Source organism: Microcystis sp. LE19-41.2A (genome assembly GCF_027530405.1).
GTDB lineage: Bacteria > Cyanobacteriota > Cyanobacteriia > Cyanobacteriales > Microcystaceae > Microcystis > Microcystis aeruginosa.
In genome coordinates this window covers 1-9,690 of the sequence record NZ_JAPZQJ010000511.1, presented here as the reverse complement: position 1 = coordinate 9,690, position 9,690 = coordinate 1, and the positions used below count along the sequence as shown (strand labels likewise).

Sequence of the window (9,690 nt, the reverse complement as noted above, 5' to 3'; positions counted from 1 at the left end):
GCCGCAATAGCGACTCTTGTTCTGGTGTCGGGTAAAATCGGTAAGAATAGGCTTTTTCCATGTCTCATATTTTAGCATATATTTCGTAAACGATGCTCATATTTAACAGCAAAGCCAACCTAAAACGGCGGGGTTTCAGACGCAAAATTTTCGATGATCGGATATTTCTAACTCTAGTCAGGGAATTAATTCCCCGAAAACCCTATTGCTCAAGTGAGTCAGATTGTCTAAACTCTCATGCAGTTAGCATTGTACACTAATCTAGTCTTTGTCTGTGATTACCATCCGCGATCAAGATCACACTTAACCGGTAATATTAGATACACTAACAAGCTTATCCGCCTAAAATAGCAATGCCTACGCCGATTAATAGAATTAATCCGCCATAAATGACTTCTTGGGCTGGTATTTCACCAAAAATGAACACTCCTAACAGACTAGCGGCGATTGGCTCTAATAAAATTACCATGGTTACTATTGTCGGTGCTACCCATCGCAAAGCCCAGTTAAAGCTAGTATGACCGATTAATTGCGGAAAAATCGCCATCATTAACACATAAACATACACGGACAAAGGATAGCTTTTGTTACCTTGACCGAATAAGAAAATAGAAGGTAATAAAGCTAATCCTGCGGTAGTGTAGGCTACAGTTATATAATTCTTAATATTTAAGCCCTTTCTTTGTGCTTCCCGTCCGAGGAGAATATAACCACTGACGAGAATTGCTCCAATTAAAGCCAAGCTATTGCCCAATAAAGGGTTAGGATAAGAGCTACTGAGATCTCGATCGGCTAAAACAATCAATAATCCCCCCGTTAGAGCCACAAAAATGCCGATAAAAGTTAATTTGCTCGGTTTTTCTCGAAACCACCACCAACCCAACAGAGAAACCCAGAGGGGATTAGTAGTGACTAAAGTGGTGGAAGCGGCGATCGAGGTGTAGGATAGAGAAGTAATCCAAGTAGCAAAATGGAGAGCTAAACAAAATCCCGCTCCCACTGCGTAATAATAGGCTTGAACAGGGACTTTTTGGCGTGATAAGGTCAACCAGTTCGGAATTAAGACAACAGAAGCCAATATCAGACGAGAAGTCGCTAAAAATAAACTAAATGCGATCGTAGCATTATCTACCGCTTCGATCGCTAACCGGATAAAAATTGCCGATGCAGAAACCGACACCACACCGATAGTTAAGATAAAAATAATTTTGGCGTTAGAAGGAGGCAAAATAGGCTACGCTTACGCGATGATCAATGATGTTATTCACCAGTTATTTTAACCGTAGGCAGTAGCCGGTCGTCAGTAGCCGGTCGTCAGGAGATAGGAGATTATTTTATTTATTCTCCCCACACCCCACACCCCACACCCCACACCCTACACCCCACACCCCACACCCTACACCCCACTTCCCCACACCCCATCTGCTATTCACTTAATCTATGGAACTACCAGAATTAAATATAGAGACAATTTGGGCGATTATTAACGATGAAATTGACGACGAAACCGTTAATAAATTGGTCTGGCAAAGTTTAGGCTATCGCTACGATGAAAGTCAGGGAAAATGGGATAATAGTCAAGTAGAGGAAGATTGGCGCTGTGAATATCCTCAACCCCCGGATTTTATTGCCAATCGTCCCCCAACAGTAAAATTAACTCGATCGATCTTGCCAGAAAATAAACAATTATTAAAAGATAAATTGGGGTTTACCGGTTATAAAATTGGCGAATTCAATCCCCGCATGACTCGCCGTGCCACCGCCGCTAATTGGTTGTGCTTTTATGGGTTAAAATAGATAAGGAAAGTTATTTTATCAAGCTTCTAGCATGGTCACTATCCCTGTCAAGTCCTCCTCTCATCCCCTAGCATCCTATATTGATCGTCTCACGGCTGGGGAAGCATTGTTAAAAGATACTCCCCAGAATTTGATCGAGGTAGTGGGTATCCTGAAAAGTTACGGAGTGGTGTTAGATGCTTATTCCAAAAATTTAATTTATATTGCGGAAAATCAGTTTTTGGTTTTTTTCCCCTTCTTTAAATATTTTAATGGTCAAGTATCTTGGCAGAAATTACTACAACACTGGTGGCATAATCGCATTAATTTTGAGTATGCTGAATACTGTATGAAAGCCATGTTTTGGCATGGTGGGGGTGGTTTAGATAGTTATGTAGATAGTGCCGCTTTTCGCGAAGTGACAGCCAAAGTTATTCAGGCCAAATTTAGGAATAATCCCCTAGTTTTAATTTTAAATAAAGCCTTTCCTGAATTTTTGCCAGAACAAATGCGGATGATGGCCTACTATAGCGGTTTAGGTCAATTTTGGCGAATTATGGCCGATACTTTTTTAAGTTTATCCGATCTCTACGATGCCAGAAAAATTACCAGTATTCCCGCAGTGGTGGCACACATTAAGAAAAATTTAGTCGATAATGCTAGTCAAGCAATTGTCTATCAGGTAAAAATCAAAGGACAAACCTATGATCTGATCCCCAAATCGGCAGGATTAACCTTTCTTGCAGATACGGCAATCCCCTACGTTGAGGCGGTTTTCTTTCGCGGAACACCTTTCCCCGGTACAATTTCCTATAATGCCCAAGCCTATCAAATTCCCTACGATCAAGGAATGTTTGCCTATGGTGCTTTGTATGCAGATCCTTTACCCATCGGAGGTGCAGGGATTCCTCCCACACTATTAATGCAGGATATGCGTCACTTTTTACCAGATTATCTGCACGACATTTATAAAAAGAGTTTTCGTCAAGAGGAAGATTTATTAGTCCAGATCTGCGAAACTTTTCAAAAGTCGATGTTTTGTGTGACAACGGCAGCCATTCAAGGATTAGCACCTTATCCTTTAACTACCACAGATTTAAAAGAACAAAAAGCCAATCGCATCTATCTAGAAGCATGGATGAATCGCTTTGTTAAGTCGCGATTAGAAGCGGTAAATAAATAATTATTCTGCCGATAAATCGGTAATTTTTGCAGTCAACAAACCCCCTTTACATTTATGTCAGATATTAACGCCCAACTTCAGGATATTTTAGCTCAATTGCAATCTTTAACCGAACGGGTTGCCCTCATCGAAGCGCGGCAGATGTTAGTACCAGACATCGAGCGCTATGGTAAATTACAGCAATTCCTAGCTGAGGGGAACTTTAGGGAGGCAGACGCAGAAACTCTCCGAGTTATCCTCGAAACTGCCGGCAGAACCCGCGATACTTTAACCCCAGAGGATATGATGCGGTTTCCCGTTAATGTGATTCGGGTACTTGATCGCCTTTGGAAAAATTATAGCGGCGATCATTTCGGTTTTAGCAATCAGGTGAAGTTATATTTTGCCGCCGGCGGTAGTATTAACACCCTGCGTACCCAAGACGCGGAAACGATTAGAAAATTTGGGGAATTGGTAGGATGGCGCGACAAAGATGAGTGGCGTATCGATGATTATGATCACTGGGATTTTAGTCTCGCAGCTCCGGAAGGCTGTTTTCCCGCTCTCTGGTGGAAGTCTCCCTACGGGTTAAAAATGGTGACTTTTTGTTTTACTCGCCTGATAGAGTGCGATTTATAGGCGATGAAAGGGAGTATCGGCTATTTTCGACCTTTATTATCCCCCCAATTTGCCCCCACCGGGATAAGAGTGGCTGTAGTAGTGGGGACAATTTTATTGACAATTAACCACGGTTATGCTACGATGCACAGCCTTATAACTGACTTATCTAGGGTCTGCTGAATAAATCTAAAAACCTTGCTGGATAAGACTTTTAGCCTTTTTTGAAATCCAAAAGTACCAGATATGGGAGTGATCAGGGGGAAATTCAGGTACTTTTTCCCTGAAAATTAGGTAATTGACCCCCTCAAAATCGGTAAAACCCCACACCCCACACCCTACACCCTACACCCTGCCCCTAGGAAAAACTTTTTCAGCAGACCCTATCTAGTTCCCTATCTGGTCAATATTCATGGGCAGTATAGCAGTTATCGCCGTCAGCAGTGGCCGAAAAAATCCCAACAATAAAGGCAATGAATATACCTCTAAGTGGTGATTTCTTTGACTCTAGGGAACTCCCTGTTAGCAGAGGGCTGCTATGATAGCGATCGAGACGAATATTCGGGTGACACAGATCTCTATTAGATATTTTAGCAACTACTTTATCATTCTTTAGCGATCGCTCTATTGGAATAAAGCAAAAATAGATATATGATCAAGACAGGATCTGCTTTCATAGCGATCGAGACGAATATTCAGGAGTTCGATTTACCATGGCTACTGTTTTATTGAAAACTGGCGAGTTCCGAGAAATCCCTGATGATCAGTTAATTTCTTTCCTCGAGGAAAACCGAGATTTGATTCAAGATCGACAATCACCCCGAAAAAGGGCGATTAAAAGACCTATGCTGTCCAATGTTACCTCTACCAGTACAAAATGACATCGATATTTGTTTCGTCATATTGGTAGATACCTTGTTCTGATTCTTCTTCCGTTTTCGAGTATTCCACCTTACACCGACGAAAAAGTCGGTATTGGGTTTTCTGGTTATCTTGAGGGTTTCCTCGATACTCCTCTTCTTTACCTAACTCTATATAAACGAATAGTTTTTTATATTTTCCGTAGACTGGCTCCCCCGATTTTGCCGAGTCAAATTCTAGCTCATTCAATGCTTTAATTCGTTTAATCATATTAGTGTTTAAGTTGGTTTTTGTTTTATAATATCCTATTATTGTGATTTTATTAGATTAGGTCGAGGTCTATTGTTTTGAGAGGAGAAGATGTGGCCAGATTTGTCACAGCAGTACCCGATAGTTTAGGAGATTGAAAATGAGTAAGTTTCAATTGTTTGATGGTGTTATACTAAGGGAAGAGCTACCTTTAATTGATGGTGGAATAGCTCCTATCGGCACAGTTGGGACAATTGTAGAAATTCTCAAAAATGGGGAAGCTTATCTAGTAGAATTATTTGGAGATTGGGTCAAATATGATGAGCAGGGAAATTTTGTCTGTGCAACTCAGACAGAAAAGGGAGCATTCCTCGAAACAATCGGCGTAGAAATTGTCTATCCTCATCAATTGGTGTTGACTTTTTCTGCCAAGCAAACGATGACCTTGACCTAAATCTATCCCCTTCCAATAGCGAGTGGGAATCTAATAATCTTTCAGTTTTAAAATGGTCGATTAAGACAAGCAGAAGGAGATTTATCCCTCAATTCAATCTTGACAGACCACTAATTATCCTATCACGGCTCTTCTGGTTTCTGTGTGGAAACGGGGTCTATACTGATAGTTTCTTCAGCAAAATAGTCCTAAAAGTCTTTTCCAGTAAACATTTCAATATTTTATAAGCAAAAATTATTACATACATAAGTAAAAAATATCACAAAAAGTCGAGAAGAACCGTATCACTGATTATTGTTTACTGATAACTGGTCAAGTCTCCCATTTCCCCGCCCCCTATCCTAGTTATCTGTAGCCTACTTTTACTTTTAATTGGTGTAAAATAGCAGCAGTATCTACTCTAGGGTAAGATTAACTCCCTTAGCTAGGATTTGATAAATGCGATCGCTCTCTTTTCAGTAAGGCACTAGCGAGAAAAATACCCAGTATTGCCAATACAGCCATAGCATAAAAAGCATAAGTGTAAGTACCGAACCAATCGCGAATTCTACCGGTTACTAAAGTTCCGATCAAAGCACCAACACCGTAGGCAGTAAAAACAATACCGTAATTTTGGGCGTAGTGGTCAGGATTAAAGAAGTGGAGAGTGGTAGCGGGAGCTAAGGCTAACCATCCCCCTAAACAGAACCAAAATAGACAAAAAGCCACTAGATAGCTAGTAACCGCCCCTTTTTCAGCCTTGACCATCAACAGACAACCGATCAAAATGAGTGTATAGGCCCCGATCGCTAAATAATGGGGTTTCCAGCGATCGCTCAACCAACCGAACAAAGGACGACTAATACCATTAAACAAGGCAAATAGAGCAACACTACTAGCCGCTAACCCCGGCTCGATCTGGATAATTTCCTCAGCCACAGGACTAGAAATACCGATGGCGCTCAAGCCAATTAAAGCACCAATAGCATAGCAAAGCCATAAACCATAAAATGAGCGACTTTTCAGCATATTCACCGGATAATTGGCCTGAAAGTCGGATTTTCGATTAGCTAAATTGGCGGGAGGTTGCCAGTCTTGAGGGGGTAACTTCATTGTGATCGCAATAATCACAATAATTATTGTAAAGATAATCCCCAAAAATCTTAAACTTGGTCTAACGCTATATTCATTGATTAATCGATTGGCTAAAGGTGCGGTAATCAGGGGAGAAAGGCCAAATCCGATGATAGTTAAACCCACCGCTAAACCTTTTTTGTCGGGAAACCAGCGTGCCACCACTGCCATGGGAACACCGTAAGCGATGCCGACTCCCGTGCCAGCAATGACTCCGTAGGTCAGAATAATTGTCTGGATCTGAGCGGCAAAACTAGCGAGAATATAGCCTAAACCGACGATAATTCCGCCGATAGCGGTCATCCTGCGAGTGCCTACCCGGGGGATATAAAAACCGGCGATCGGCATAGAAGCGGCATAAAATACTAAAGCCACAGTGTAGGGTAATAGGCTTTCTGTGGCGCTGAGATTTAACTCTGTTTCTAGGGGTTTTCTAAAGATACTCCAAGAGTACACCGTCCCTAAACAGAGTAAAACGCCCATTCCTAGAGGTATTAATAACCATCTACCTTTGGCTGCGGGTAATCCCAAAACTGTCAACTCGGAATCATAATTACTGTTAGTCATAGATCGCCGTGACTCTTTCTAGACTTGTCTGGCCAGTATTCTAGATGAGGTCATGGCTAATGGGGCAAATTTTCCAGAAAATTTTCCGATTAAAATGGGGGGTGAAATAATTCACCCCCTTAAAAGTCTCTCCCCATCTATAGCTGAGGGACTTCTGACGAACTTTAACTAAACTGCTGCGAAGTAAACTTTTGACTTCACAGGATCGGGAACCATGGTAGCATCGCCTTCTTGCCAACCGGCGGGACAAACTTCATCCGGATGGGATTGGACGTATTGAATCGCTTTCAGAGTGCGGAGGGTTTCATCGACACTGCGACCAAAGGAAAGATTATTAATAGTAGCGTGTTGGATAACACCTTCTTTATCGATGATAAAGAGACCGCGCAGGGATACCCCCGCATCCGGGTCAAGAACATTGTAAGCGGTGCTGATTTCTTTTTTTAGATCCGACACCAACGGATAGGCCACATCACCGACACCGCCCGATTTTCTCTCGGTTTGAATCCATGCTAGGTGAGCAAATTCGCTATCGACGGACACCCCTAAAATCTCGGTGTTGATACTGCTAAATTCGCTAACTCGATCGCTGAAAGCGGTAATTTCCGTGGGGCAAACAAAGGTAAAATCGAGGGGATAAAAGAATAAAACGACGTATTTACCCCGATAATCCGATAATTTGATGGTTTTGAACTCTTGATCGAAAACGGCGGTCGCGGTGAAATCCGGCGCCGCTTGTCCGACTCTTAAGCAACCTTCGGCGGTCATACTCTTAATCTCCTTAATCTAGTTTCTGGGAAAATGCAACTATTTTTACATTCCTTAACAACTATATCATAGTCATAACGATTTTGAGTAGTTGGCCGTTAGTTGGGGATTGGGGTGGGAAGTGGTGGGGAGACCAGTTCGTGTGTGTTGCGGGGGAGAATAAATAAAAGCTGTGTACTGGAAACAACACACCATGCTGATCAAGGATTTATGCGATCGCCTGACGGAGTGATAATAGGTAACACATCATTGGAGCGGACAGATGTGATATTTTGGGTTAGAATTGACCATTAGAGACGATTTGCTGCCGATCAATTCAGCCGTTAGCTTGCAGTAACGAACCTATGAAAATTGAGGATTTTGGCAATGTTCAGTTATCTTAAAGGATTTTTAGTTAGCCATGCTTCGAAGCTAATTCTATCTTTGTTGGTCGGAGTACCAGTGATCACAACTGTGAGTATCATTATATCCAATCAAATCGCCAAAAAAGAACCTATAGATTTGCAACCCGAAGAAGTAGTACGCAGACTACAAGAAGATTATCCGGGTTGGCAAGATAAACTCTTTGCTTGTCCTTGTACTGAAGACGAGATTATTCTACAAAGGATTATTAACGCAAAATCCTATCCATTGACACCAGCAGGACTGGGCGAGCTTGCACATGAAGAGGTTGTGGGTAATCATCCGGGAGCTAAAGGTTTTTATCGCTCTGTTGCCCCTGAGGAATATCGACCGGAAGGAAGGAAGGATTTATACCCATTAAGGCCAGGTCAGCAATGTACTTACGATGAGAATGGTAGATTAATCACCCATGGACCAGCAGCCGGAACACCCGATGCCTATGGTTCCAATGCGACGGATTCCTATTTCTTTACGTCTATAGGTAAATTTATAGGTAAAGGTGATTTTAGTGGATTGCATATAACATGGGATGTGGACACTTACAAAAAGTTGGGATGGCGAGAGTATCACAAAATTTGGAAGCCGAACAACGGTAATAGCTGCCTATTCAATCCTTCGCCAGAAGGTGAACAAGGTTTACTAGAATTAGAAAAACAAGCCAAAGCTAAGCTTGGACTTCCTAGACTATTATATAAAGGTGAATTTACACGACAAGGGATAAATTTTTATGCGGAGGAATGGATTGATAGTATTAGAGTATTCAAAGGGGATAATCTAGAAGGTTCTCCAAGGACAATATATGAAATTCAGAAAAGATTACTAAGAAAAGAGCAAGGACAGCAAGAATATCGAGAAAGACGAAAAGTGTGGATTCAATGTTCAACACAAAACCCTTGGATGGTTTATTCCAATCCCCTTGATAATACCGATAAGTCTCAAAATTCTGATATGCGTCTTGAATATCTTGGACCAGGTACTTTCGTTAGTATGGTTGCCATACCTGAATATGAATTATATTGGGGGATTTGCCATGATAGTTGGGGTATATCCTATGATTTTTATTATTCACCTGATGTCTCAAAACAATATGGATATTCACCTAATTTAAGGGACGGTTATAGGTATATTTCTCAATCGGAACTTTTGGAGGCTTTATATGGTGATCGTTCTTTATAACCTCTGACCTTAACCTCTTGTCTGACGAATTAGTGTGATCGCCGATCTTCTATTACCGAACTAATTGCCAGCATAACCTATTGAATCATCGATGGCTATTGTCTTATAATGCTGGTCAGTGGATTACACTTTGCTAATTCACCCGACTGGACTGAACATTTACCAAAGTTGCATCAATGAACCAGCAAATACACTTAAAACCACAATTTGTTCTTGGAGCCGCTTCAATGGCTAGTGGTGCAGCTTTAGTGGTTTCAGTTATAACTGACGCATCTCTGGCAACGATACTTATTTATTTAGGAGCTTTTGCTGGGTTTTTAGCTGTTTCAAAATGGCTACGTTCCTCGCCTACTGAACGTAAGATTATTCGAGCTAAAGCTATAACTGGTATGTCCGCCGGTGTTATATACTTTAGACGTTCATAATCTGAGATTTATTAAACTTCTGAAATCGTAGAGTCAGCAAGGAATCCAGTTCTTTTTTATGTTTCAAATGGGCATCATTCAAACATTCATAAATGGCTGAAGAAAAGTCAGAAAAGTTT

General features: G+C 41.4%; 13 protein-coding genes and 1 pseudogene. 8 read left to right on the top strand and 6 right to left on the bottom strand.

Going from position 1 to position 9,690, the window contains the following annotated elements; genetic code table 11:
• Positions 1 to 61, bottom strand: a 61-nt coding sequence (locus O9290_RS21460) for a helix-turn-helix domain-containing protein (RefSeq protein WP_287711504.1), incomplete at its 3' end; no start/stop codon positions are given.
• Between the two features lie 273 nt (positions 62 to 334).
• On the bottom strand, positions 335 to 1,228 hold the full coding sequence (locus O9290_RS21455) for a DMT family transporter (protein WP_288059164.1): 894 nt from the start codon (positions 1,226 to 1,228) through the stop codon (positions 335 to 337).
• 212 nt (positions 1,229 to 1,440) lie between these two features.
• Between O9290_RS21455 and O9290_RS21450 the strand changes: the two genes are divergently transcribed.
• The 5 genes from O9290_RS21450 to O9290_RS21430 all read left to right on the top strand — a co-directional run bounded on the left by O9290_RS21450 (position 1,441) and on the right by O9290_RS21430 (position 4,024).
• A complete protein-coding gene (locus tag O9290_RS21450) occupies positions 1,441 to 1,797 on the top strand; it encodes a DUF1823 family protein (protein ID WP_288059166.1) in 357 nt (118 codons plus the stop codon).
• Between the two features lie 31 nt (positions 1,798 to 1,828).
• Positions 1,829 to 2,959, top strand: coding sequence for a CO2 hydration protein (locus O9290_RS21445; protein ID WP_288059168.1), 1,131 nt, complete (start codon positions 1,829 to 1,831; stop codon positions 2,957 to 2,959).
• A 54-nt stretch (positions 2,960 to 3,013) separates the two neighbouring features.
• A complete protein-coding gene (locus O9290_RS21440; protein ID WP_002757465.1) occupies positions 3,014 to 3,577 on the top strand; it encodes a GUN4 domain-containing protein in 564 nt (187 codons plus the stop codon).
• A gap of 3 nt (positions 3,578 to 3,580) precedes the next feature.
• Complete coding sequence (gene nrtS, locus O9290_RS21435) at positions 3,581 to 3,739, top strand: nitrate/nitrite transporter NrtS (RefSeq protein ID WP_288059171.1); 159 nt, start codon at positions 3,581 to 3,583, stop codon at positions 3,737 to 3,739.
• A gap of 216 nt (positions 3,740 to 3,955) precedes the next feature.
• Positions 3,956 to 4,024, top strand: coding sequence for a hypothetical protein (locus O9290_RS21430; protein WP_269453991.1), 69 nt, complete (start codon positions 3,956 to 3,958; stop codon positions 4,022 to 4,024).
• Positions 4,025 to 4,420: 396 nt separating this feature from the next.
• On the opposite strand, the gene O9290_RS21425 is transcribed toward O9290_RS21430, so the two are convergent.
• A complete protein-coding gene (locus O9290_RS21425; protein WP_004161646.1) occupies positions 4,421 to 4,687 on the bottom strand; it encodes a hypothetical protein in 267 nt (88 codons plus the stop codon).
• Positions 4,688 to 4,826: 139 nt separating this feature from the next.
• Between O9290_RS21425 and O9290_RS21420 the strand changes: the two genes are divergently transcribed.
• The gene (locus O9290_RS21420) at positions 4,827 to 5,120 is read left to right on the top strand and encodes a hypothetical protein (protein ID WP_012266429.1); all 294 of its coding nucleotides are present in this window, start codon (positions 4,827 to 4,829) and stop codon (positions 5,118 to 5,120) included.
• Positions 5,121 to 5,540: 420 nt separating this feature from the next.
• Here the strand turns inward: O9290_RS21420 and O9290_RS21415 are convergent, their stop codons facing one another.
• Entirely contained in the window at positions 5,541 to 6,800 is a 1,260-nt protein-coding gene (locus tag O9290_RS21415) for an L-lactate MFS transporter (RefSeq protein ID WP_288059175.1), read from the bottom strand.
• Between the two features lie 168 nt (positions 6,801 to 6,968).
• Positions 6,969 to 7,568 carry a peroxiredoxin gene (locus tag O9290_RS21410; protein WP_002752469.1) on the bottom strand — a complete coding sequence of 200 codons (600 nt, stop codon included), beginning with the start codon at positions 7,566 to 7,568 and terminating at the stop codon, positions 6,969 to 6,971.
• A gap of 366 nt (positions 7,569 to 7,934) precedes the next feature.
• Between O9290_RS21410 and O9290_RS21405 the strand changes: the two genes are divergently transcribed.
• Both O9290_RS21405 and O9290_RS21400 read left to right on the top strand, forming a co-directional pair.
• On the top strand, positions 7,935 to 9,146 hold the full coding sequence (locus tag O9290_RS21405) for a hypothetical protein (RefSeq protein WP_288059177.1): 1,212 nt from the start codon (positions 7,935 to 7,937) through the stop codon (positions 9,144 to 9,146).
• Between the two features lie 176 nt (positions 9,147 to 9,322).
• The gene (locus O9290_RS21400; RefSeq protein ID WP_288059179.1) at positions 9,323 to 9,571 is read left to right on the top strand and encodes a hypothetical protein; all 249 of its coding nucleotides are present in this window, start codon (positions 9,323 to 9,325) and stop codon (positions 9,569 to 9,571) included.
• Here the strand turns inward: O9290_RS21400 and O9290_RS21395 are convergent.
• A pseudogene (locus O9290_RS21395) lies at positions 9,558 to 9,690 on the bottom strand (IS630 family transposase); the annotation flags it as partial. The gene O9290_RS21400 and the pseudogene O9290_RS21395 overlap by 14 nt on opposite strands.